The 23531-nt window shown below is 36.4% G+C and carries 23 protein-coding genes and 6 pseudogenes; 13 read left to right on the forward strand and 16 right to left on the reverse strand.

Annotated elements, in window-relative coordinates; all coding sequences use genetic code 11:
* Positions 1 to 53 precede the first annotated feature (53 nt).
* A pseudogene (locus F905_RS00325) lies at positions 54 to 635 on the reverse strand (DUF3387 domain-containing protein); the annotation flags it as partial.
* Between the two features lie 344 nt (positions 636 to 979).
* Here F905_RS00325 and F905_RS00330 point away from each other — a divergent pair.
* The 6 genes and pseudogenes from F905_RS00330 (at position 980) to F905_RS00355 (ending at position 4539) form a co-directional block, all read left to right on the forward strand.
* A complete protein-coding gene (locus F905_RS00330) occupies positions 980 to 2212 on the forward strand; it encodes a replication initiation protein (protein ID WP_005175484.1) in 1233 nt (410 codons plus the stop codon).
* Between the two features lie 73 nt (positions 2213 to 2285).
* A pseudogene (locus F905_RS15745) lies at positions 2286 to 2354 on the forward strand (cytoplasmic protein); the annotation flags it as partial.
* A 180-nt stretch (positions 2355 to 2534) separates the two neighbouring features.
* A complete protein-coding gene (locus tag F905_RS00340; RefSeq protein ID WP_004733309.1) occupies positions 2535 to 2801 on the forward strand; it encodes a type II toxin-antitoxin system TacA family antitoxin in 267 nt (88 codons plus the stop codon).
* Positions 2791 to 3279, forward strand: a complete 489-nt coding sequence (locus F905_RS00345; RefSeq protein WP_004733307.1) for a GNAT family N-acetyltransferase — start codon at positions 2791 to 2793, stop codon at positions 3277 to 3279. Before F905_RS00340 ends, F905_RS00345 begins: the two co-directional genes overlap by 11 nt.
* Before the next feature lie 75 nt (positions 3280 to 3354).
* Positions 3355 to 3495 (forward strand): annotated as a pseudogene (locus F905_RS00350) (BrnA antitoxin family protein); the annotation flags it as partial.
* Positions 3496 to 3621: 126 nt separating this feature from the next.
* Positions 3622 to 4539, forward strand: coding sequence for an STM4504/CBY_0614 family protein (locus F905_RS00355; protein WP_005175490.1), 918 nt, complete (start codon positions 3622 to 3624; stop codon positions 4537 to 4539).
* Between the two features lie 93 nt (positions 4540 to 4632).
* Here the strand turns inward: F905_RS00355 and F905_RS00360 are convergent, their stop codons facing one another.
* Together F905_RS00360 and F905_RS00365 are read right to left on the reverse strand one after the other, a co-directional pair.
* On the reverse strand, positions 4633 to 5106 hold the full coding sequence (locus F905_RS00360) for a hypothetical protein (RefSeq protein ID WP_005175492.1): 474 nt from the start codon (positions 5104 to 5106) through the stop codon (positions 4633 to 4635).
* Positions 5107 to 5129: 23 nt separating this feature from the next.
* Positions 5130 to 5948: a tetratricopeptide repeat protein gene (locus tag F905_RS00365; RefSeq protein WP_005175495.1), complete on the reverse strand. Its 819-nt coding sequence runs from the start codon at positions 5946 to 5948 to the stop codon at positions 5130 to 5132.
* Between the two features lie 277 nt (positions 5949 to 6225).
* Here F905_RS00365 and F905_RS00370 point away from each other — a divergent pair, with 277 nt between their 5' ends.
* The gene (locus F905_RS00370) at positions 6226 to 6489 is read left to right on the forward strand and encodes a helix-turn-helix domain-containing protein (RefSeq protein ID WP_051065013.1); all 264 of its coding nucleotides are present in this window, start codon (positions 6226 to 6228) and stop codon (positions 6487 to 6489) included.
* 120 nt (positions 6490 to 6609) lie between these two features.
* Here the strand turns inward: F905_RS00370 and F905_RS00375 are convergent, their stop codons facing one another.
* The 3 genes from F905_RS00375 to F905_RS00385 all read right to left on the reverse strand — a co-directional run bounded on the left by F905_RS00375 (position 6610) and on the right by F905_RS00385 (position 10233).
* Positions 6610 to 9090 carry a relaxase/mobilization nuclease domain-containing protein gene (locus tag F905_RS00375; protein ID WP_005175501.1) on the reverse strand — a complete coding sequence of 827 codons (2481 nt, stop codon included), beginning with the start codon at positions 9088 to 9090 and terminating at the stop codon, positions 6610 to 6612.
* Complete coding sequence (locus F905_RS00380; protein ID WP_005175503.1) at positions 9080 to 9574, reverse strand: MobC family plasmid mobilization relaxosome protein; 495 nt, start codon at positions 9572 to 9574, stop codon at positions 9080 to 9082. The genes F905_RS00375 and F905_RS00380 overlap by 11 nt, the downstream gene beginning before the upstream one ends.
* Before the next feature lie 413 nt (positions 9575 to 9987).
* The gene (locus F905_RS00385) at positions 9988 to 10233 is read right to left on the reverse strand and encodes a hypothetical protein (RefSeq protein ID WP_005175506.1); all 246 of its coding nucleotides are present in this window, start codon (positions 10231 to 10233) and stop codon (positions 9988 to 9990) included.
* 149 nt (positions 10234 to 10382) lie between these two features.
* On the opposite strand from F905_RS00385, the gene F905_RS00390 reads away from it, so the two are divergent.
* Complete coding sequence (locus F905_RS00390) at positions 10383 to 10607, forward strand: helix-turn-helix domain-containing protein (protein ID WP_005175508.1); 225 nt, start codon at positions 10383 to 10385, stop codon at positions 10605 to 10607.
* An 83-nt stretch (positions 10608 to 10690) separates the two neighbouring features.
* Here the strand turns inward: F905_RS00390 and F905_RS00395 are convergent, their stop codons facing one another.
* The 4 genes and pseudogenes from F905_RS00395 to F905_RS00405 all read right to left on the reverse strand — a co-directional run bounded on the left by F905_RS00395 (position 10691) and on the right by F905_RS00405 (position 16496).
* The gene (locus F905_RS00395; protein ID WP_005175511.1) at positions 10691 to 13576 is read right to left on the reverse strand and encodes a type I restriction endonuclease subunit R; all 2886 of its coding nucleotides are present in this window, start codon (positions 13574 to 13576) and stop codon (positions 10691 to 10693) included.
* Positions 13577 to 13704: 128 nt separating this feature from the next.
* Positions 13705 to 14430: pseudogene (locus tag F905_RS15750) on the reverse strand (restriction endonuclease subunit S); the annotation flags it as partial.
* Positions 14419 to 14922, reverse strand: a pseudogene (locus F905_RS15755) (restriction endonuclease subunit S); the annotation flags it as partial. The pseudogenes F905_RS15755 and F905_RS15750, both read right to left, overlap by 12 nt.
* Positions 14922 to 16496, reverse strand: a complete 1575-nt coding sequence (locus F905_RS00405; protein ID WP_005175515.1) for a type I restriction-modification system subunit M — start codon at positions 16494 to 16496, stop codon at positions 14922 to 14924. The pseudogene F905_RS15755 and the gene F905_RS00405, both read right to left, overlap by 1 nt.
* 311 nt (positions 16497 to 16807) lie before the next feature.
* Here F905_RS00405 and F905_RS00410 point away from each other — a divergent pair, with 311 nt between their 5' ends.
* The 5 genes from F905_RS00410 (at position 16808) to nadS (ending at position 19493) form a co-directional block, all read left to right on the forward strand.
* On the forward strand, positions 16808 to 17161 hold the full coding sequence (locus F905_RS00410) for a helix-turn-helix domain-containing protein (protein WP_005175518.1): 354 nt from the start codon (positions 16808 to 16810) through the stop codon (positions 17159 to 17161).
* Between the two features lie 9 nt (positions 17162 to 17170).
* Positions 17171 to 17713: an ImmA/IrrE family metallo-endopeptidase gene (locus F905_RS15760; protein WP_005175521.1), complete on the forward strand. Its 543-nt coding sequence runs from the start codon at positions 17171 to 17173 to the stop codon at positions 17711 to 17713.
* A 708-nt stretch (positions 17714 to 18421) separates the two neighbouring features.
* Positions 18422 to 18682, forward strand: coding sequence for a hypothetical protein (locus F905_RS15335; protein ID WP_005175525.1), 261 nt, complete (start codon positions 18422 to 18424; stop codon positions 18680 to 18682).
* A gap of 225 nt (positions 18683 to 18907) precedes the next feature.
* Positions 18908 to 19228, forward strand: coding sequence for a type II toxin-antitoxin system RelE/ParE family toxin (locus F905_RS00425; protein WP_005175528.1), 321 nt, complete (start codon positions 18908 to 18910; stop codon positions 19226 to 19228).
* Entirely contained in the window at positions 19221 to 19493 is a 273-nt protein-coding gene (gene nadS, locus F905_RS00430; RefSeq protein ID WP_004896911.1) for a NadS family protein, read from the forward strand. The genes F905_RS00425 and nadS overlap by 8 nt, the downstream gene beginning before the upstream one ends.
* 486 nt (positions 19494 to 19979) lie before the next feature.
* On the opposite strand, the gene F905_RS00435 is transcribed toward nadS, so the two are convergent.
* The 6 genes and pseudogenes from F905_RS00435 to F905_RS15025 form a co-directional block, all read right to left on the reverse strand.
* Complete coding sequence (locus tag F905_RS00435) at positions 19980 to 20462, reverse strand: hypothetical protein (RefSeq protein WP_005175532.1); 483 nt, start codon at positions 20460 to 20462, stop codon at positions 19980 to 19982.
* 93 nt (positions 20463 to 20555) lie between these two features.
* Positions 20556 to 20846, reverse strand: coding sequence for an addiction module antidote protein (locus F905_RS00440; protein ID WP_004969304.1), 291 nt, complete (start codon positions 20844 to 20846; stop codon positions 20556 to 20558).
* Position 20847: 1 nt separating this feature from the next.
* Positions 20848 to 21144 (reverse strand): type II toxin-antitoxin system RelE/ParE family toxin, encoded by a 297-nt coding sequence (locus F905_RS00445; protein WP_005175534.1) that lies wholly within the window; start codon positions 21142 to 21144, stop codon positions 20848 to 20850.
* A gap of 97 nt (positions 21145 to 21241) precedes the next feature.
* Positions 21242 to 21847 (reverse strand): LysE family translocator, encoded by a 606-nt coding sequence (locus F905_RS00450; RefSeq protein WP_000447788.1) that lies wholly within the window; start codon positions 21845 to 21847, stop codon positions 21242 to 21244.
* Positions 21848 to 21896: 49 nt separating this feature from the next.
* A complete protein-coding gene (locus F905_RS00455; protein WP_000073658.1) occupies positions 21897 to 22724 on the reverse strand; it encodes an AraC family transcriptional regulator in 828 nt (275 codons plus the stop codon).
* Positions 22725 to 22897: 173 nt separating this feature from the next.
* Positions 22898 to 23531, reverse strand: a pseudogene (locus tag F905_RS15025) (IS1-like element ISAba3 family transposase); the annotation flags it as partial.

Consider the following 23531-nt stretch of genomic DNA (forward strand, 5'->3'; position numbering starts at 1 on the left):
AACTAAATTGAAGGTAATTTGCAATCAATATAGTTGTGTTTTAGTTGTATTTATTAAGCTGTAAGGGCCAACTCTTCTGCCAATTGCTCTGCCTGCTCAAGCACGGTTTCAGTAGCCAGTAATGCCATATCAGGTGGATAGCCATACTTCTTCAATAGTCGCTTCACAACCACTCGAAGCTTCGCTCTTGCTGATTCCTTGACTGTCCAATCCAAAGTGACATTCTTACGAATCGAGTCTGTGAGCACTACAGCTAGCTCTCTCAGAATCTCCTTCTGCATCAGCTCTCTTGCATTATCGTTATCAGCAACTGCCGAGTAGAACGCATATTCATATTCAGTGAGGTTTAGCTCTTCTGCGAGTTTGTCCGACTCCTGGATTGCTTTAGCCAACTTGATGAGCTCATCAATGACTTCGGCTGCTGTAAGTACCTTATTCTGATAACCCTTAATTGCTGAACTCAACATATCCATGAGCTTCTTACCTTGGGTGACGCTTCGTTGCTCACGCACTTTGATCTCATCGCCAAGTAACTTCTTAAGTGTTTCAAGCACAATGTTCTTATGCTTGTAGTCTTTCATCTCCTGCATAAACTCATTAGAGAGAATCGAGATATCGGGTTTCTGAATCCCAACCAAGGACAACGTGCTTGTACTCTGCAGCGTCAATGTTCTTACGAAGCTTATCTGCTGTTTTTTACAGGTAAAACATCTTAGCCGAAAAAGAGATAAACAGGAAAATGAATAACAGGGATCAAGACAATATTAAATAAAGATTACGCTCGACTTCGAATAAAAATATTGATCAGAAAATATAAGAATTTCAAACTAATTAAAAAATCTTTCTAAAAACCCAACAATCGGTGAAGTGCTTTTTTTGAAATTGGTAGGCTGTTGAGGAAGTCAGAAAAAGACTTTTTTAGGGTTTAGAAATTCATAAAAAATTTCTAAAAATACAGCTATTAAAAGCCAGGCGATCCATGAGTTTGTACATAGATACTTTAATTGAGCAGAAGATAGACCATCCGAACAAATTGCTCATGCCGAGAGAGATACGTGATTATCTGCTCAATTATTTGCCTAGAGAGATATTTTGTTCATCAAGTTTAAAAACTGACGAACCAAGGTCTTATAAACTAAAAAAGAATATCGCTTTGAATCATGAGCATATTCAGCCAAATCATGAGAACAAGAGGTGTTTCCTGATCATCGATTGTGATGAAAACGAACCAGATGCTTATCTGGATCTACCTGTCCCTTTCCCAAACATTGTTGTCATCAATCCTGAAACTGGTCACTATCAGGTTTGGTATTTTTTAAGGAATGGGGTGTCATGGACTCGTTTTTCAAAAGGAAAAATCAAAGACTACTACTCATCTACGTTATTTAAACTGAAAGCCATTTTTAATGGTGATAATGCATACATTGGATTTCTAGCGAGAAACCCTTTTCATGACAAACATATCTGCTTATATCCAAGGTTAGAGCCTTACACACTGGATGAAATAAATAATTCCATAGGTGTATCTAGATTAGATTATCAAGAAGATAATCCATATAAGTCCGATGCTTTTTTGTTGATTAGAGACTACATTAAAAAAAATAAAACAAACTCAAAAGAACCAGAGCAAGGGTTTGGGCGGAACTGCACGATTTTTAAGGTGTTGCGACACAAAGCCTGCAGAACTTGGTCTGAGTACCGGACAGAAATGGACTTCGCATTTTATTTATTATCAGAAGCGCAAAAAATCAATCAGGATCATTTCCCTGACAACTGTTTAGAGTACAATGAGCTCAAACATATCGCAAACAGCATTGCACGCTACTTTTTTAACAGTCCTCGCAGTCGAAAATATAGTTCTTCATTTATTGAAAAACAAAAAAAACGTGGAGCTGCAGGCGGAAAATCACGGTCAGGTCAATTTGATATTGCCCGACAGAAGTGTTTTGATTTATATATGCAAAACCCTTCTTTAAAAGTTGCAGAAATTGCTAAAGAGTGTGGTGTATCAGAACGAACGATACGGAATTACTTAAAATCAATCAAAAAACAAAAAACATTACTGGAAGGAGTTGTGTATTGTTCAACTGATACAAATAAGCAGCTGGCCAATCAGCTTCTCTGTAGTGTTCGTACTATTCAACGCAAACGCAAGTTAGCCAAGATTGAAGCAAAAAAAGCAATAGAACATGCTCTTGTTCAGGGGGGGTGACAAAATGGAAAGTGCCCATTTCAGGTATATAAACTTTATGATGGTTTATTTTATTTGTCCTAGCTCAAGTCTGGACATTCCTGAACTTGATGAAAGTTTCTGGAAAAATGCAGTGCAGAACCCTTTTTACAAGCCGACTGAGTATTCTTATGTAAACCTACCAGTTATTCTTATTCAAATCCTGCCACTCATTTTGGATAGTAGTAGGCCATTGATTTTCTATTCAAATAATTCAAAAAAAAATATCCAAATTTGAATCTTGAAGCACAATCTTAATCTGCTATAATTTGTACATCAAATTGATGTACTTGTTGGGTGGGATATGACTAACTTAGCAACGGAACGAATTAATATTCGTTCAACAGTAGATGCAAAAAATGTAATTGAACAAGCTGCGAATTTATTGGGACTCAGTGTAAGTTCCTTTATGCTTCAATCCTCATTTGAAAGAGCAAAAGAATTACTTAAATCTAATTATGAGTTAAAAGTAAATAATGCTGATCGAGATATGTTAATGAACATACTTGAGAACCCACGCCCTGCAAATGATGAGATGAAAAAATTAATGAGTTTATTAGATGAAAATTGAGGTTTTACAAGCCCATCATCAGAAAAAATCATTTAATTGCGGGCAAGATGATTTAAATAAATTCATAAAACAGTATGCATCCCAACATCAGAAATCAGGAACAAGTAAAACGTATGTTGCTATTGATGATGATCTACAAGTGAGAGGGTTTTATTGTTTATCCAGCACATCCATAGGATTTGATGTAGTTGATACTGTGCTTACTAAACGATTACCTCGTTATCCGCTCCCTTGTGTAGTTGTAGGTCGCTTTGCCGTTGATCAAACCGTTCAGGGGCGAGGAATTGGGAAAGTGCTTTTAGCCCATGCTCTTAAACAAGTTTCAACAGTTGCTCAAATTATTGGTGTTAATTTTGTTGTAATACATGCTAAAGATAAAAAAGCGATGGAGTTTTATCAGCGTTTCGGCTTTATTTCATTAACATCAAATCCATTAACATTAATATACCCAGTGAGTGAAATACCTAGTTTCAATTGAAAGTGGTCTACTAGCAATAGGAGTGACTGGTAAACTGCTTACAGGAATTAGTGGCTGATTTATCCAATAATCTGCAAGCCGACTAAACAAGTGACTACGGTTCGTATTGATGCAGATGTAATGCAATGGCTAAAGGCCCAAGGTAAAGGCTATCAGACAAGAATGAATAAGATTCTACGAGATGCCATGCTGAATGAACTAAAAAATCATCCATAAAAAATGGGAGCTATAGGCTACCATTTTTTTATGTTAACTTCGCATAACGTGTATTATGTTAATTTTAGCTAAACTAAAAAAATATAACTATAATAGGAAGTTACTAAAGCACTTGAGATTAATAAATTGAGCGTATTTGACCTATTTTCAAAAAGACAAAAAAAATTACGGGGAGAATTACCCGATGTTTATCAATATACTGTAATACCTCATAAATTACGCGTACAAATTATTCATATAGTAGAAGATGCCTTAGGTAGCGAAAAGAACAGCGAAGTTGCTAAAATCTATAAAGAAATGCATCAAATATTTTGTAAAGAATATGGTAAGTTTTTTCTCACAAATAAATATGATAGCGATCGAGAAGCAATTTTCAATTTTTTCTTGAAGGAGGAAAATTATGAATATTGCTTAGATATTATTGAAATGTGTTTTAAAGCTATATATTTTATTGTTAAAGAATCTCCACACGACTTTTACTCTTCAAAACAAGAACCAAATAATGCTATTAATGAATTAAATATACGGTTTAAAGAAGCTGGAGTTGGATATCAGTTTGAACAAGGTGAATTAATTAAGGTTGATTCGCAATTTATACATTCTGAAGTAGTAAAACCACTCTTAGAACTTCTTGGAAAAGATAAAGATTATAAAGGCGCATCTGCTGAATTTTTAACTGCTCACGAACATTATAGGCATCAACGATATAAGGAATGCCTCAATGAATGCCTTAAAGCATTTGAAAGTGTAATGAAAGCTATCCATCAAAAACATTCTTGGAGCTTTAATAAAGGTGATAATTCTAAAAAGCTTGTTAATAGTTGCTTAACCCATAGTTTAATTCCTCAATATCTTCAAACCCAATTTTGTTCAATAAGCACATTGCTAGAAAGCGGAGCAGCTACCATTCGAAATAAAGAAGGTGGACATGGGCAAGGGACTGAAGTAAAAGAAGTTCCAGAATATTTAGCAAGTTATGCACTTCACTTAACAGCATCTAATTTATTATTCTTAATTAAATGTGAAGAAGATTATAGTAAATAATCGATAGAAAGTTTAGGTGCGACATGAGTTCTACCTAACACATCAAATACGAAAAACCCCGACACGATATCGGGGTTTTTATTGCCTGTATCTTTACTTTTTCACGATGTGTAATGTTCTCATTTTTTGACTTGAATTATTATCTTCTAGCATTAATGAGTCAAAATCAAAATTAATAAATTCATATCCTAAATTAACTGAATATTCACTAATTTTTTTTGCTTCCCTAATAGCACTGTTATATTTCTTAATAGAATAAACCTCATCAATATCATAATCTGCATTACATCTATGTTGATGAAATCTATTTAAAGCCGGAGCAAAATCCATTAACCTAGGATTTTTAGTTTGCTTAAATAACTCTTTAAAACATTCACGAACTTGTTGATGGGTTCTACCACCAGTAGATTGATAAATTACTGGCTGATTTTTCTCTAACCATTCACTACAAGCATGAAATACTCCATAATAAACTCTACTGACATTCGATCGCATTTTAACTTCATTTAAAGAACTCAAATCTTTCTTTAGTTCTAATGCCAAATTGAAAAAATCATGGCAGTTCATATTTGCCCCAATAGTTACTAAATTTACTTAACTTGATAAAATTTTTTATTGCCAATATCTGAAGTAAAAACAACACATAGATTAAAAATATTACTCATAAAATCATAATTATCAGAGAAATTATCTATAAGATATTGTTTTATCCTGTCATCAAATATTTCAGAAATCTCATTACACTCATCTTCATCAAGATAACTAACTAAAAATTCTTGAATTAAGCTTTGTTTATCAGGACTCTCAAATATCCTAGAATAAGTAGGAGAAACTACAAAATCTTTTATAACCTGATTAGAAATGATAGAAACCAATTGATAAAATTTTTCATCAACATCATATTTTTCTAACAAATCTTTCTTTAAATTGAGAGATTTTTTACAATCGCTAATTTTAACAGTAACTTCTTCTGTCCTTTCACCTTTAAATAAGCTATCAATTTCTTCTATATATTCAGGTAAGAAATGAAAAACAGCTGAATCTAAAGCATGTAAAAATATTTTTTTATTATTAGGGTTTATTCTAATAAATTTTTTTGCAATCTCAAAAGCTTCTTGAATATCACCATTTTCAAGAAGACTATTCATATAATTAAAACAATTACTATCATTGGAATTTAAATTATAAACTTTTTTAAAGCATTCAGCGGCTTCTTGGACATTATTCAAATAAGCATTTACAAGACCTAAAGCATAGTAACCTTCGGCTATATCTCCTCTAGCAATGAGAGATTCGGCTGATCTTTTACTTGCAAGAACTCTATGACGGCCTTGAAAAGATAAATCTTTTTTTCCGTATTCAAGTAACTCGTCAAAATCTTTAGAAAGCTGTGTCTGCACTACTGTCATGGATAGGTCTCAAAAAATATTTCTTATAGTTATTAAATAAAATTACCAACATATTGTGTCATAGATTTGATTAATCACAAATAATAAGTATCAAAATTTTACTCAAAGCCCCTATTGTCTCTCTTCATTTAACATAAAATCTCTTATACGCAGTTCATCTGTAAGTCCAAAATAGAAATGTCCGGAGGATGGCATATAACTGTAAAAAACTATCTTTAGGTAGGTATCAACTGACATTTTGCCCATTTTAGGAATACTCTAGAAATAATAGGCTAAAATTGAAAGCCAAGCACGTATTCAAAAAATGGCTGATGAGCTACTGTTAGAGACTCAGCTACACCTTATTCGAGAAGAGTTAGAGATTTCCCAAAAAGAACTTGCTGAAACTTTAGGAATAAAACAGCCATCACTTTCAGCAATTGAAAATCGTGGCAATGATTTAAAGATTTCAACCATGAAAAAGTATGTTGAGGCTATGGGCGGTAAGCTCCGTATTGATGTAGAGCTTCCAACAGGAAAACATATAGGATTCAATGTGTAACAATAAAATGAGAGCTTACACAAAATAATTTACAGCCTCGGCTGATAAGAATTTAGCTCAAATTTAACCTGACAGGTACAATAAAAAATGGGTAACTGTCAGATCAGGTTTGAGTACACTTTAAAAGTTCAAGTCAAAGTCTTGTTTCGGATTTGACTTTGGTTTGAGGTCAAGGTCTAAGCTTTGATCTGAAACTAACTCGTTACTTTGAGGCGTGACTTTAGGTTTTGACGATTTGACAGCTTCAATTGTCAATTTGATATCTTCAAAGTTGTCTAAACTGACCTTGTATGCGGATATTTCGTCTTTAAAACGTGAATTTTGTGGCTCTAAAACAACATCGCATTTCAAATATTTGAGCATTCTTTCATCATTTTTTATGATTTTTTCTATTAGCTCATAGTCATTTTGGTACAGTATATTTCTTGCCTGACTCATGTAATCTTTCAGTTTTTCTGACTTTCGCTTAATTATATGAATAACATCAAATTTTCTACTATGCTGATAGGCATAGTCTTGCTGCTCTGAAAACTCGCGATGTGCAAGCGCATAGTCAGGATAGTAGGCATCACCACGTAGGTATTTAAACTCCTTGGCAGGTTTAGGTTTGGGGCGTATTTTCTTGATTTCTGTTGCTAGTCGATCAATCTCTCGACCAAGCTCATGACACTCCTCATTTGTGTCTTTAAGTCGCTTACCGAGGAGATTAATGTTTCTATTTCTTCGCTGTAATCCTGTGGTGCAGACATCTGCGACACTTTCAAGAGTGCGGTCTTGAGCTGTGTCTTTTCGTCTTTCAACTCCGTTTTCACTATATTTTTTAGCATATTCACTAAGTCCTGCTCTTCTGAGACCTTCATCCATAACTTTTGATATTGAGTGCTGAAATTGGCTATTAATTTCTGTTGAAATTCTGCTGAAAAATTCCCTTGCTCTAGCTTTAAAAATTCCGATTCCATCTGAGAAATTAATTCCTTCCTTGTTTCGTTCTCCTCTTCCAAGTTGCTGATTTTGTTGTTCAAGTCTTGTTGTAGTTTCTTGTATAAATCCAAGGTGATCTTTAATGAACTGTTTTCCTGCATCAAGAAGGCGTTTTGTTGACTCAATAATTCGTTTTGTTCTGCTAGGTAGTAGTCGATTTCGGTCTGCATCACTTATCTCCTTTGGTTGTTCAAAATATTGATTTGACTTTGTATTTTTTGTGAATTCTGTTGAATCATTTCTTTTTGCGCTTGGATTGTCTTTAGGTTTGTACTGGACAGATAGGTTGTATATAAACTCATTAAAAGCATCAGCACTCCAACCGCTATAACTCCCAATGCCGCGTACTTGGCTTTCTGCGACTGTAATAGTGACTGGATCTCTGTCTGTACGAACTCCGCTTGGCTCTCTATCGCTTGTTTTACTTGAAATTGGATTAGGACTTGGATTTGCTTCTGATCTATCGAAATGCTGTTTATCGCCTTGTCGATCTCGGCCTGCAGCGCTTGGACTGAGACGGAAAGCGTTTTGATTTTCGATAAATCTATATGTGATAGCTGGCTTTTGATGGTCTCTAGCTGCTCCAGATAGCCCACCATTGTCGTTTTCAGGGGTTGGGGTGACAGGTTCTCTATCTCGGTCGAAATCGAGATTAAATTCGATTCTATGGCTTTGATCGTTTCCTCCATCCTGCCTAAAAGCATGGTGCTTTGCATGATAGGCAGCTCGCTTTGCTCTGTGAGAGTCAAGAAGTCTCTCAGCGTCTTTGATAGCAGCTGCAAGCTCGCATTCAGTTGGTCTGCTTCCTTCCGCCTCTCTAAGCCGCTCTGCATAAGCTCCAATTTCGAAGTCTTCATGATAAAAATCCCCTTTGAGTCGGTGAGTGGTTTCTTTTTCGTTGTCTATTTTGACTGAGATATAGTCCTTCCCTGCTTTTACTGACTTCACTCCATTGAGGTGCTCAATCTCCGCAATAATGTCGCTTCGGTTCTGAATCTCCCCTTTTTTCAGCAGCTCTCGGATCTGCATGTCTATAAATTTGTAGAACTGCTTTTTTTTCAGCTTCCCAAGATCCTGTTTGGGGATGATTTTTTCTGCGTGTTTATTTAGTTTGATGACGTAGTTCGGCTCTTGAGTGAGGTTCGACAAGCTGATGTCGTCAGGACGTGACCAGTCGTATTTCGTATTGAAGTAGTCCCTCAATGCATCAAAGTGCGCCTCGTGACCAGGTGGAGCGATATTGAGGGACTTTCCACTGGCAAGGTCGAGTCGTGGCACTAAAACGTGAATATGCTTTGAGCCGTCATCGTCAGTGTGTTGGACAGCAAATAGGTGGTATTGCGATGGATCGAGTCCAGCAAAAGCGTGTGCTTCAAACTCAGTTAAAACTTCGTGGATCTGCTCATTTGTTGGTGCATCGTCTTTTGACCACGCGATGATGCCCGATGTGTACTTCCACAAGTGCGGGCTTGAATTGCAGATTGAGTTAAAAGTGATGGCATCACCTCGTAAGACTTCGATTCCTGCTCGTACCTGTCCTTTGTGATCTAAGTCATCAAGTAGATAAGCTGAAGCGTGTGTAGCCGATCCCTTTCCATGCGCTAAAAACTTAATATGCATCTTCATCCTCCTCGATCAAATCGACAGAAGGAAGAGAAAGTAATTGTTTTTTAATACGATCTGGGGTCTGTCTACTGATTTTAGGCAAGTCGGGGGAGAGCTGTTCAATTTGGTCTTGAATTCCTTTGAGCGCGTGGAAACACCTAAAAATATCCAGCTTGCGCTGTTCTTCTGCGGTAGCGTTTTTTAGGATGTTTAAGGCTCGGGCGATTTGGTTGAGATTATTCCCGATCTTGGCCAGCTCGAGCAGTAATGCTGGGTCTGTTTTTTGATAGCGCTTTATGACTTCAAAAACCGTTTTGATTTTGAATCTAGGCGGTGGATCTTGCTCATCGTATCTAAATGCCATTGCTGCTTGGGATAGCTCGCGTTGGATTAACGACTGAATGAAATCCGTAAACCCTTCTTGTGTTTCTTTTAGATATTTCTCAAGTTGTTCCCATTGCAGTTGTGTCTGCCTGAAAATTCTGTTTTTTGTTCGCATATCATCAACCGATTAAATAAAAGGCGTTTGCTTTTAGCTCAACGAAGTTGAGCTGCCCATCTGCGATGGGCTAAGGGTGGTCTTAGGAGGGTTTCCCTCCTAACAAGCCCTGTAGATCAAAATTCGGAGAATTTTGTATATACAGGTAGGCTTGCTTATCTCATTTCGGATTCCTGAAAGAACCAAAAATCACAAGGATGATGCTATGACGAAGAGTTTTTAATGTGTAAAAAAAAAGCTAAAAGTTCATGAAAAAGGTTTATGTTTTATGTGTGTTTGTCTCGGTAATAATTTTTATAAAGCGAATCTAAGACTTTTATTTTTCTGTTTTTTATGGTTTGAATTTTTCCTCTTTTGTAGTGGTTACTTTGATTTCAAATGCTACAAAAGAGGAAGTGTGATTCATCAATTAATTAATAGTCAAAATTAAAGAAATTTTCTGGAAAACAAGACAGAAAGGCTTTTTGAATATCGCTGTATTCACCCTCAGGATGTTCTTCGAGATAATCTTTAACCCAAATCAGTGTTGCTTCATAATCGTTAAAACATCGATCTATATTTAAAAATAACCAAAGCTCATGTGCTTTTTGAATGAAAAAGTCATTGATGATCATCAGTGCAATTTTCTTTTCAGCGTTTGAATTTGGATATGAGTACATAGTGTGTTTCTCCAATAAAGAGGATAAATAGGTTATTTGATAAGCTATTTATAACACATAAAAAATGTGTTTAACACATTTTTTATGTGTTTTTTGTAATTTTATGGTCTGTGTTATACTTTTAATCCAAATAAATTGTATTTATCATCATGCCGTACGAAGAATTTCAAAGACTTATGGGAAAAGCAGGTCTTTCAATTAAGGAATTTGCAACCTTATTGGACATGAACCCAAATTCCATAACTAACTATAAAAAGAGCGGAAAAGTGCCTACTCATATCGCTGTTTTGATTTATTTACTTTCTAACATGAAAGATGAGGGTGTAGACTTTTATCCAATTTTTGAAAAAGTTAAATCGTATTCAAAAGAGTAAAACTCTCGTTTTTTAATTGTTTTAAGCTGTGAGTGATGATGTAAAAAATGCCTGAAGTTCAGGCATTTTTTATTTTGAGGTACTTATAAACCTCGATAGAATTTTTCAATAAAGTTCCGAGTTTTGAGAACCAGGGTATTCATCATGGTATTCCGTTCTGAGATCTTAGGACGAGTAATCGGTAAGTCTTTGACATCTTCACGGCTAGGTAGGCGTTTAGTGTATTCATATTGACTAAGCACCGTTTTAAATACCTCAGGCTTGATGGCTTCTTTTTGACACAGTTCGTCCAGTGCCTTTTCTTTTTCCACATCCCAAAACTGAGCAAAGGCCTCTTCAACACTTTGACCATTGACCATGCGTGGAATGTTTTCATCCAGGAACTTTTGAATCAGCTCTTGTTTGTCATACAAGTTGTGATTGGTCGAAATGATATCTTGCACCTGGGAACGATACTGCTGTTTCTTTTCAGGATCTTTATGATTGACCACCGATTGCAGTAAATTCAGGATATAACCGACATTCACGGTATCGCGGTGGATCAGTTCCAGTTGGAAATTGACGTCATTGAGGACCGATACTTTGTCTTTAGGCTGGATCACACGGACATTGTTGTACAGATATTTGTACTGTGAGGTATGTTTCTGGAATTCTGCTTTGTTTAAATCGGTATCGTCCTGGTCATACTCTACAAAGTTTTCCAATTGTGCATTGATCCGCATTACCTCACGGAAGGCTTTGACGTATTCCAATTGCTGTTCTTCAGTTTCTAGCGTATTGGGTACTTGATCAGGATCTGGGGCAATACTGAGTAAATGGGCAACCGCAGCATTGTATTTTTCTTTAATGCTGTCGAAACTTGGGATCAAGACAATTTTTTCTGCTTCATCCTTGTTTGAGAATAAGGTGAGGGCTTGGTCCGTGGCTTGTTTCAGGTTACGGAAGCACAGGATATTACCGAACGGCTTGTCTGCGTTCAGAATACGGTTGGTGCGTGAAAAGGCCTGAATGAGGCCATGATATTTAAGGTTCTTATCGACATACAGGGTGTTGAGTGGTTTTGAGTCAAAACCAGTCAGGAACATATTCACCACAAGCAGGATATCAATTTCTTTTTTTCGTACCCGATTGGCGATATCACGGTAGTAAGCGTAGAACTCATCACCTGAGTTGTAGTTCTGGCCAAACTTGGCATTGTATTCAGCAATGTATTGATCGAGCTTATCTCGATGGGATTGGCTAATTTTGGTCGGGATATCTGCAGACTCTTCTTCAATTAAACCACTGTGATCTTCAACTTTGAGTTCCTCATTGGCTGCAAAGGAAAAAATAGTGGCAATGGTCAATGGGGTGTAAATTCCACCTTGTTCTTCGGCTTGCTGTTGTTTTTCCTGCTGTACTTTTTTAAATAGTTCGTAGTACTGGGTCAGGACTTCAACGGAACTGACACAGAACATCGCTGTGAAGGTTTTATTTTTGGTTTTGATATGGTGATTATCCAGGATATATCGGGTAATCATTTCGAGACGAGCAGGGTTATCAAACAGCTCTTTGGTATCAATTCCTTCTACATCTTCTTCATAGCTGTCGCTGTTTTCGATGCCGTTGCTGGTGTATTTGCCCAGATAGGCAATCTGGAAGGGTAAGACGTTACCATCACGAATAGCATCCGTAATCACGTATTTATGCAGGCATTCGTCAAATAGGGCATTGGTGGTGACTGCTTTTGAGTCAATTTTCAGTTGGCTATTTTTCTCAAAAATTGGCGTTCCTGTAAAACCAAACATTTGCGCCTGATTAAAGAAGCGTTTGATATTGCGATGAGTATCGCCAAATTGGCTACGGTGACATTCATCAAAAATAATCACCACTTTTTTGTCTTTGAGATAGCTAATCTGATCGCTATAACGATCAGAACTAATCGCAATATTGAGCTTTTGTAAGGTGGTGACAATCAGTTTGTCATGCTTTTGGCCCAATTGAGTAACCAAGGTGCCTGTATTCTTGGTGGTATCAACACTGTCTTTTTTGAAGGCATTGAACTCACGCACCGTTTGGGTATCGAGATCACTACGATCCACAACAAACAGCACCTTTTCAACTTCAGGCAAGCGCATGATCAATTGACTTGCTTTGAAAGAGGTTAGGGTTTTTCCTGAACCTGTGGTGTGCCAGATATAGCCATTTTGCTCTGAATGTTGCACACGCTGAATAATCTGTTGTACCGCATAGATTTGGTATGGACGCAGCACCATCAAACGCTTTTCAACTTCCAGGATCACCATGTATTCGGTCAGCATTTGGGTGATGTGCTGATGGTTTAAAAAGGCTTCGGCAAAGATATCGATTTTATGGATGTGCTTATTGTCAAAATCTGCCCAAGGGAAGGTAAATTCGAAATTACTGGTGCCTGTTGAATAGTAATGGGTGTGGTCACGATTACTGATCACAAACAGTTGGATGTAATTAAACAGACCTGCTCCGCTACCATAAGCAGCTTTGGCATAGCGTTGGGTTTGGTTAAAGGCTTCAGGAAGCTCGACACCTGCGCGTTTTAGCTCGATTTGGACTAAAGGTAGGCCATTGATCAGCAAGGTGACATCAAAGCGACTTGTGTGACCGTTACTCGTACTGTGATCAATGGCAATCTGATTGGTCACTTGGTAGATGTTTTTCGTAGGATCTGCGAATAAAAAATCAATGTGGCGTGTAGATCCATCATCAAAGTTCACAGGAAAGCGATTACGCAGGACCTTGGCACAGTTGAAGCTGTTCCCTGCTTTGAGATGATTCAGGACTTGTGCCCATTCATGTTCAGAAAAAGAAGTGATGCCATTGGCACGTTCAACTTGAAGTTTCAGATTGCTCAGCAATTGAGTCTCATCTTTAACATCAACCTGGTTGTAGCCGAGCTGTTTGAGCTGTTCAATGAGTTCATTTTCAAGTTGAGCTTCGCTTTGTACAGACATCTCTTTCTCTAATTTTTTATTCAATTACGGTGATCTAAGTGAAATCCATCTGATTGAAAGTTGAAACATACTCTGATGTTTTACCCTCAAAACTTTCAATCAGATGGTTGGATTTGCTTGATAGATATTTAAACAAACATTTGCTGTAAAAGCCCTTTTTTCCACTGTTTGGCTTGCTCAATTTGCTGTGCCACAACTTCAATTTTTTGGTCAATGGCAGATAAAAAGTTAGCGATTTTGGTTTGTTCTTCTAAACATGGCTTATAGAATGAAATCTCAAGAAATGCCTTTTTATTTAGCACTCTATTTCGTCCAGCACCGCCAGGTGAACAAAGTTGTAAATGACTTAAAAAATCTTTTTGAGTGAATCTATATTTAAAAAAATTAAGATTTACTTTATTTGTATCGCAAAGATAAGTAGGAAAGCGATGTGATACCAGTCCTTCATCATGCTCACTCTCTGCAACAGCCATTGCACCTTCCCAAGCAAAGGTAATATTAACAACAACATCATTTTCTTTAACCCTATAGAGGGTATCCATGCTAATTTTTTCAGGTTCACTGTTAAACTTATTAAATAATCCTTTGAAATGACTTCTTACACCTAAAGCATGATAACTATCTTCAGGCTTATTAATAGGTCTTGGATTAAATGCCAAGAAATCTACTAATTTTATTTCCTCCCACTCCCCGAACTCACTCCCATCATTCGCTTTAAAACGAATCTGCTGACTAAACAGCTTTTGCATCATGCCTTGTTTATACTGGCTGAGTAGCTCATGTTTTTGGGTGAGTTGAACAATCTTTTCATCAACTGCAGATAAAAAAGAAGCGATTTTGGTTTGTTCTTCTAGATTAGGTAACGCTAAATCAAGTAAATTTAATGATTCTTGATTAATATTTGTATTTGCACTAGTTGTACTCAATGAAAGAACTTGTTTCCTAAAGTTTTCAGTTGAGAAGCAATACTTTTTATAAAATAAATTTACCTGTTTATTCATTCTATAACGAATTAAGAAACCACTATAAACTGTATTTGGCAAGTCCTCCAAAATTACCGCTGTTTCTGCAACGCCTTCAGGTTTGACTGATGATCTAATAAATAAAATATCACCTTGTTGAAGAGAATAGTTTTCTATTTCCTTCTGAGTAGCATTAACTAAATCAAAATTATTTTTAGATATACTATTTTTTCCAAAAACATCCATTAAATTAATGAAAGGAACCCCATAACCAAAGTCATTCTTATCTTTATTAATGCCATTTTTAAAAGAACCTATTTGGAATAGTTTTACTTTATTCCAATTACCCTCAAATTCTTTGAATCTTAACTTTGGTGTAGTCATTACTTCACCTCCGAAAAAGGTGAGTCGATACCAAGCTCTTTGCAGAATTCAGCAATCACTTTGTCAGTTTTTTCACTTTGCTCTTCAAGTTCTTTAAGTTGCTGTGCAATAGCATTCAGATCAATGTCACCTTCAGCTTCAAAGGTATCAACATAACGTGGAATATTCAGGTTGTAATCGTTGTCTTTAACTTCTTGTAAGGTCGCTACATGTGCGTATTTATCGATGTTCTGACGGTTTTCAAATGCACCAATAATATTGTCCAAATGCTCTGGCAGTAGCTTGTTTTGGTTCTTTTGCTTTTCAAACTCGTTGCTGGCATCAATGAACAGAATATTGTCTTTGTGTTCACGATTTTTCTTCAATACCAAAATACAGGTTGGGATTGTTGTGCCATAGAAGATATTGGCAGGTAGACCTATAACAGCATCAATGACATTCAGTTTTTCAATCATGTACTGACGAATCACACCTTCACTTGAACCACGGAACAACACACCATGCGGTAGAACAACCGCCATCGTGCCATTGTGATCGAGTTGATGAAGCATGTGTTGAACAAAAGCCATATCAGCTTTTGAACTTGGTGCAAGTTTACCAAAACGGCTAAAACGCTCGTCTTGCAAGAAAATAGGATCTGCTGACCATTTGGCTGAGAATGGAGGGTTGGCGACCACTGCTTCAAAACGTAAATCTTTATGCTGTGGACGAGTAAGCGTATCTTCTTGCTTGATATCAAATTTGGCGAAGTGAACATCATGCAGAATCATGTTCATTCGTGCCAAGTTGTAGGTGGTACGGTTCATCTCTTGACCGTAAATCATATCAACATCTTGCACTTCACGTTTTACACGTAATAGCAATGAACCTGAACCACACGTTGGGTCATAGACTGAACGTAGACGTTCTTTGCCTTGGGTGACGATTTTCGCAAGCAACGTTGAAACGGTCTGAGGTGTATAGAATTCACCAGCTTTTTTACCAGCACCAGAAGCAAACTCACCAATCAAATATTCGTATGCATCACCTAATACATCCGACTCTGAATTACTAAGATCGAAGTCAATATTATCGAGATGGGTCAGTACTTTGCTGACTAACTCATTACGGTCATTGGCATTGTTGCCGAGTTTAGTAGAATTGAGGTCTAGATCTTCAAATAGATTGGCAAAGTCATCTTCAGATTCAGCACCTAAAGTACTGCGTTCGATTTCTCGCAAGGTATTTGAAAGCTCATCAAGAATAAACTCACCCTGACGACCACGTTCAGCAATTGTGTGGAACAGTTGTTTTGGTGCTAGGGCATAACCGACTTCTTCAACTGAGTTTTCTTTGATGCCGTCAATCAGTTCAGCGTGATCAGGGTTATTTTCATCAAGTTGATAGTATTTTTCTGCAAGGCCTTCATCTTTCAACAGTTCATTGGCAAAAGAAATCGCTTTTTCTGACAGGTATTTGTAGAAAATGAAGCCGAGAATGTAGTCACGGAACTCATCGGCTCCCATTTTTCCACGTAAGTCGTTTGCAATATTCCAAAGATGTTTTTGTAGTTGTTGAAGTTGAACCTGGGTCATGAAGCAAGAATCTCTAGTAATACCTAAATTTACTTAAGTATAGCGAGTATCTGCTTATAAAAATTAGGTTTATTAGGTTATGAAAGTAGATAAATGATGAATTTCGAATAAGAGATTTTATGTTAAATAGAGTGTAGTCCTTCTAATAACTAAATCGATAAAAAATATTTTGAAATAACTACTTGCATTTATATTTACCTTGAGGTAAATTTATTTATGGGGATTGATAAAACTTATTGTTTTGGATATAATTATAATTACAACATAAAAGTTTCGCTGATGATTGGCTTCAGCGTACTACGGAGATCATTATGGCAGTCACACTTACAGATTTCGGTAAAACTTTAAGAAAACTCAGAATTGATCATGACGTTAACTTAAAGAATATGGCTGATGGTTTGGGTGTTACTTCTGCATTTTTATCTGGTGTCGAGACAGGACGAAAGGCAATTAATCCTGGATTAATTAACAAAATTTCTGAAATTTTGAACCTTTCAGATGCTGAATCTTTGGAATTGAATGCAGCAGCTAGTAAAACTCTCAGCGAGGTATCTATCAAAGTTGAGAATGATCATGACGCAGAAATTGCAATCATGTTCGCTCGTAAGGTAGATAACAACACAATTGATTTTGACAAACTGAGAAAATTTCTCATGGAAAACTAAGGAGTAGAGATGTCTGGCGGACAGTGTCGAGGGGTAAAGGTTGACCCTTTATCGAAAGTTCAAATTAGTGCAGTAGCAACTAAATTTCGAACTAAAGTACTAAGTTTTAGTGCTGATGAAAAGATTGATATGGTTGATTTAATTGAAAATATTTTACCAACCACATTAGGGGTCAATTATGACATTCTTGAAAAAGAAGTGTTAGGACCTATCGAAGCTGCTACCAATCCAGACAAAGGTGAATTGGTCATTCGTGAAGATGTCTATGAGGCATTGAATGATCCCAATGATCCAATGCATGGCCGAGCTCGCTTTACATTAGCACATGAGCTCGGTCATTTAGTTTTACATGAGGGTCCGGCGCTGCATCGACAAACAGCGATGATCAAACATAAAGTATTTGAAGATTCAGAGTGGCAAGCAGATTATTTTGCTAGTGAATTTTTGATGCCTACAGTGGGATGTTGGAATCTTACAGCTCAACAGATTAAAGAACGCTATGGCGTCAGTAATAAAGCTGCTCAAATTAAATTTGAACAGCTGAATAAGTGAATGGTAGAAAGACAATGGTAACTTTCTATTCATGTGGGAAATCTAAAGACTACATGCTAAAGCAGGTAATAACTCAAGTGATGTTTTTGGCGAAACAAGCTTCGTTCATCCTGCCTAGATTCCAAATCACTTTAGGTAAGGAGGTGCGAAATGCTAAATGAAACAGTTAGGTAATACACCAGCTCCGGCAGGTATGAAGTGGATTTTCTGCAGATTCCGTCGAGTGCGCGGCAATTCTAATAAAATGCTAGATGCTCATGAATATGGGTATGAAGCATGGGCATTCTTGGTTCCATGCAAATAATCTAGCAAGATAGAAATTATATAAGAAGAAATCATGCTTCTTTCCCAGGGAGGAGGCATGAAAAAACCCGAGGATCCGGCAAGAAATTCGGGTTTTTTATGAGTAAATGCTAGTTTTAACTACATGCTAAAGTAGGCAATAACTCAAATAATGTTTTTGGCTGATTCGAATAGTAAATCGTTTTGTTTAGTGAAACAAGAAAAAATTAATTGCTGTTTGGTAATTACTTCTAATATCGCTTACTTTTTACTTCGTATGATAGCCATTATAGTAAATAACATTTTAACAAAATATTTAGAATAAATTGCTGAATTATATATTTTTTCTAATTTTGTTAAAAAATATAGTGGATTGATTTATGACGAGCTTAGTAGGATGGCCTCGGAACCTTTATACAGGTCCAGGTGGCGGAATGTATACGGGCCCAGGTGGCGGAATGTATACAGGCCCAGGTGGCGGAATGTATACAGGCCCAGGTGGTGGAATGTATACGGGCCCAGGTGGTGGAATGTATACGGGCCCAGGTGGTGGATTGTATTCAGGTCCAGGTGGTGGATTGTATTCAGGTCCAGGTGGCGGACTGTATTCAGGCCCAGGTGGCGGACTGTATTCAGGCCCAGGTGGCGGACTGTATTCAGGCCCAGGTAATGCTTATAGAGCAATAACTCCTCCCTGGCCTGTATTTATCAAGGAACTTGAGAGAAGAAATCTACACCAACAAGCAAATACTGCTAGAAAGGCTTTAGAAAAAGTTGGATATAAGTTCTAAATTATACAGCTTGTGGTTTTTCTAAAATATAATACGGATTATAGAAACGAGAGCCTGTAGCTCTCGTTTTTTCGTTCTAGAACTGCTAAAATTTTTATACGCCATTGACGTACTTCAACCTATGTTATTTATTGAAACCAGTATTTTTACCAAGCAAATTAAAGAGCTTGTGAATGATGAAGAGTATCGTCAGCTTCAGCAGGATCTCTTGGTACAACCTGATAAAGGCGACTTAATCAAGAATGGCGGTGGCATTCGTAAAGTACGTTGTGCTCAAGGCAATAAGGGTAAAAGTGGCGGTATCCGGGTGATCTATTATTGGGTCACAGAAGATGATCAAATCTTTTTCCTAGTGGCTTATCCAAAGTCAGTAAAAGATAACCTGACTGATAAAGAAATATCGATCTTGCGTCAATTAGTGAAGGAGCAATTTCATGGATAACAACTTATTTGATGACCTGGTTGCTTCGATTAAAGAAGCTGGTGCCATCAAACGCAATGAAATGAAAGCAAGTCGAGTGACTGAGCTTGAATTACCAGATATTAAAGAAGTACGTGAGAAAACAGGCTTAACCCAGGCAGAATTCGCTGCACGTTTGCATATCAGCGCGAGAACGCTCCAAAACTGGGAACAAGGCCGTCGCTATCCAACGGGTCCTGCAGCAACTTTAATCCGTATTCTTGATGCTCATCCGACTCTGATTTAAAAAATTAGATAATAAAAAACCCCAGCATCCTGCCGGGGTTTTTCGTATTGGTTCGCTCGGTATAACTCCTGTCGTACCTTACAGTCCTTGTGCTTATCTCTTGTTATTCTTGTATGGAACTTCCTGTTCCCGATGAGTTCATCATAGGAAAATTCTATTATTGCGTATAGACGCAAAGGGCCGGAATTGTTGTGAGTATATGCGTACAAGATAGGCTAAAAACTGTCCCAGGTTTATCCGCAGGAAATGGGGATAATTTTAGATCCTGGGACGTTGAGAATATTAGAAAAACCGCAAAATCGACTACTTTTTAAACAAAATTATTGGCAAAAACTATCAAAACCGTTCATAAAAAAGCCGACTTGTTTCAAAGTCGGCTTTTTACGGATTTTAGGGTTGAGTGTGAGATTTTAAGTCATTGATTTTTATATTAATATACAAGTGTATTGCGTATAACCGCCATTATGTTAAATGCAGGGTATCTAATTAATTTGAGTTTGCAAAATTGCTAAATTTTTTCTTAATCCTTCTCATGTCTTGAAGTGTATAACCATAATTTCCGAAACATCTTTGTAGCATTTCTGGATTAGTCATTGGACTATCTAAAACAGTAAAAAATTCATTAATAATATTTACAGTAAATAAGTTGGCTTCTTTTTTTCTTGTATCAGAATTAATTGTTATTAATTGAGCTTTATTAAAGTGATCAGCCTTAATTAAATCAGGTGAGTTTTTAAGCTGAGAATTTAGTTTTCTAAAATCTTCATTATAGAGGGGAATACAACTCTCTATTATTCGTGGTAAAGCTGTGTCAGTTAAGAATGCATTTAAGTTAGATTCTATATCTCCAGTAGGTTTTACATTATTGATGTTTGAAGGTTTTACTGGAAAACCATGAAACATCCATTGTATACCCCATAAAATTACTATGACTAAAATTACTGAAAAGATGATTTGTAGTTTCTTCATTTTTTAAATTTTTCTAAAATTAACATAATACCCGTTATACGAATCTAAAAACGGGAGCCTTTAGCTCCCATTTTTACTATATTTTTTAAAGTCTTAGGCATGTTGTACTGTGAGTTTTAGGCCTAAAGCATTCACAACACGATTAATCGTATCAAAACGTGGTGCTGAATCCTGACGTAGGGCTTTGTAGAGTGCCTCACGTCCAATCCCTGCTTCTTTAGCGATTTGAGTCATGCCACGAGCTTTAGCAATAACGCCAAGTGCATGGGCTAATTCAGCTGGATCATTCTCTTCAAGAACCATATTGAGATACATCACAATGTCTTCTTCAGTTTTGAGCGACTCAGCCATATCAAAACTTGGTAAATCAGCGACTTTAACCATTTTAATCCTCCAATGTTTTCGATAATTTGACTGCACGATCGATATCTTGTTGTTGAGTCGATTTATCTCCTCCACCAAGCATTACAATCACTACGTCACCATGTTGGATGTAATACATTCTCCATCCAGCACCGAAGAACTCTCTCATTTCCCAAACGCCATCTTGAAGAGGCTTAATGTCTCCCCAATTTCCACGTTGAACCTTATCCAATCTACGATTCAGGCGAATACGGGTCATATTGTCTTTAATGCCATCCAACCATTCATCAAACTCTGGCAGACGTTTAATTTCAATCATGAGGATTCCTTGTTTTCTCACCATATTGTATTCGATCGAATACAATATGCAAGTAATCTATATGGACATCCATTAATTTCGTATAACCGCCATTATGTTAAATAGCATGCAATATTGGATACCATACTGAAATAAGTAAAACAGTACCTAATACTCGATTAAAGAGCACCATATGATGAGCTGTAGAAAGTATTTTTTTTGTGATTTTTCCTAAATAAGCCCAAATAAATAAACAAGGTAGAGAAATCAGCATAAAGATGAATGAAAATAGAATGAGTGACTGATAGTAGTTAGCTAGTTGTGCTGTATAAACAGTAATAACAGCAATAGCCATCAACCAGCTTTTAGGGTTGATAAACTGTAAAAAGAAGCCTGTAAAAAAACCATTTTTCTTATTTTGATTTTGGATTTTAGATTCTAGATCAGGTCTATAATTAAAAATTTTCCATCCAATATAGCTTAACCAAATGCCGCCAGTGAAACTTAATATTAATTGAATCTTGGGGTATTCATTGAGTGTTGTACCAATTCCAAGTCCTGTAATTAAGACTAATGATGCAGCACCAATACTTCCACCGAAGATTAAGCCTAATGTTTTTTTAATACTGAATTGATGACTTGTACTAAGAATAAGGAAATTGGTTGGTCCAGGAGTAATTGATGCAACAAAAGAAAAGGCACAAAAAGCTAAAATCGTTTCCAAAATAAAATCCAAAAATTAATAAACTATTTGGCTAGTTTGATAAATATCTTCAAGATATATCTAGAACATTTGTGCACGCTTTTTGATATTGATTCAATGTTATGCCATAACAACGTTTAAACCATCGACCTAGATGACTTTGATCAGAAAAACAAAGATATGAAGCAACAGTTGTTGCTGATAATCCTTTTCTTAACAATTCTTTTGCCTTATTTAAACGGAGTTGGATCAGATATTGATGTGGAGAACAGTTAAAGTTTTTTTTAAATACACGGTTAATATAAAAACGATCTGTTTTCACCAATGTTGAGAGTGTTTGTAAGTCTAAATCATGAAAGAGACTTTCATGTAAAATTTCTTTTAGCTTTAATGCAATATTAGGTAATGTCTGGATAGACTTTTCACGTTTATATAAAATTTTTTTATTTACTAAGTTTTCTAATAAAAGATCTAAATACGTATCTTTCATCAATTGAGATTCATTGTTATTCAATATATTGTAGGTTGAAAGTATCAAATGTGAAAGTTGAGGATCAGAACGTAGGGTTGATTCGATAGCAAGTTCGATAGGCTCATTAAATATTCCTTCATAGCTTTTTTTTAACCATGCTGGATCTAAATGCATCATTTTATAAGTGAAGCCGAGAGGATCTGGTGCATTACCATCATGAACTTCTTCAGGTTCAAGCATGAAAGTTTGACCTTGATAGCTATCAATAATTTTTTTTCTACAATTGAATTGTTGATGTCCTAACTCTGTTACCCCTATAAGATAACTTGAGTGTAGATGAGGATCGTATGCAAAGCCTTTGAAGTGGGCATGAATTAGTTCTATACCTGTAGACTTATCCTGTGTGACATTGACCCAATTGCTCATATTTACTTAATTAGTCCTAATGGATTTAGCTTATCAAAAATTATCTAATGAAGAAATTCTAAAATTAACATAATACACCTTATACAAAATGCCCTTGTAAGCCCTTAATCAAGGGCATTTTTAGTCTCTACTTAACATAAAATTTTGGTGGTGCTTCAAAAAGTATGCTGCCTTTAAATGAAGCCATTATTGATGTAAAAGAAAAGAAGGCTAAATCAAAAGCTTTAAAATGGTTTTCAAGCTTTTTTGAAAAATTACAGCTTCTTCTGAAGCTACGCCTAATTCTATGCCTTATTTTGCAATTATTGCCTTCAATACCTACAGTAAAAAATTTACCAATACTTTGCTTACCATTTTTAAAAGCAGTGATGAAACTGTCCCAATGATCACTTGCAATTCGGGTGTAGTGAATATCTAATTGTTTAAGCTTTGTCTTCAATTGTTAGACTGTAGCTAAATCTCGTTTACCCCAAACATAAGCAACAATTTCACCTGTTTCTCGATGATAGGCGTAAATAAGCCATTGTTTATTCTTTTTATTTCCAACAAAATTCCAGAACTCATCTACTTCGAGAGATTCATAATGACTTTGCTGAGGCTGAATTTCATAGGTTGATTCAGTTAAAGTACGTAAAACTTTACCGATACTGATGCGCTCAACTTCAGCAATATCTCGTATACCGCTGCCTCTGACCATCAACTGTAATATTTTACGAGTAATACCTGACTTACATCCTAGATAGCTCAGTGCATGATCACCAATAAACTGACGTTTACAGTCTTTGCACTGATAGTTTTGTTTCCCAT

Origin of the sequence: Acinetobacter sp. CIP 53.82 (genome assembly GCF_000369465.1) — a bacterium.
Lineage (GTDB): Bacteria > Pseudomonadota > Gammaproteobacteria > Pseudomonadales > Moraxellaceae > Acinetobacter > Acinetobacter indicus.